At 42.1% G+C, this 534-nt stretch carries 1 protein-coding gene; it reads left to right on the forward strand.

Translation table 11 applies throughout. The annotated features are described in order from the left end of the window. Positions 1-456, forward strand: a complete 456-nt coding sequence (locus HX743_RS16240; RefSeq protein ID WP_004973749.1) for a helix-turn-helix domain-containing protein — start codon at positions 1-3, stop codon at positions 454-456. The last annotated feature ends 78 nt before the right edge of the window (positions 457-534 follow it).

Here is a 534-nt window from a genome sequence, read left to right on the forward strand (position 1 = left end):
ATGCCTCGAATTGTTTCTGTACCACTTAGTTTAGAACAGCGAGAACGACTCATTTTTCTGGCCAAGCATGCAAAACATTGGCGTGAAAGACAACGTGCCCAAACTATTCTCTGGCTTTCTGAAGGTAAAAGTGTTGCGGAAGTTGCCACTCTACAAGAACGTATCCCAGAAACCATAAGGCTACAACGCCGACGTTGGGAATTGTATGAGTTTGAATCGATTAAAGAAGGTCATCGCTCAGGTCGGCCCAATACATTGATCTCAGACTATCAGGCGAAAATCCTAGATTGGGTCAATACAAGTCCACTCAATGCAGAACAAATCCGAGTCAAACTACATGAAGAATACGAAGTGTCCGTGTCTGTTGAAACCATTCGTAAGTTTTTACGTGATTCAGGTATGGTCTTCAAGCGTACCCGTCATAGCTTGAAAAAAAAGAGATCCGATTGCATTTGAACAAGCAACACAGCAGATTGAAAAATTACGAGAGCAAGCGGCACGTGGTGAAATTATATTAGGTTATGTTGATGAAAC

Source organism: Acinetobacter sp. Swhac1 (genome assembly GCF_013390985.1).
Taxonomy (GTDB): Bacteria; Pseudomonadota; Gammaproteobacteria; order Pseudomonadales; family Moraxellaceae; genus Acinetobacter; species Acinetobacter towneri.

Bases quoted from the DNA above. Each gene is read 5' to 3' on its own strand.
- HX743_RS16240 (WP_004973749.1), top strand. From the start codon at position 1: ATGCCTCGAATTGTTTCTGTACCACTTAGTTTAGAACAGCGAGAACGA.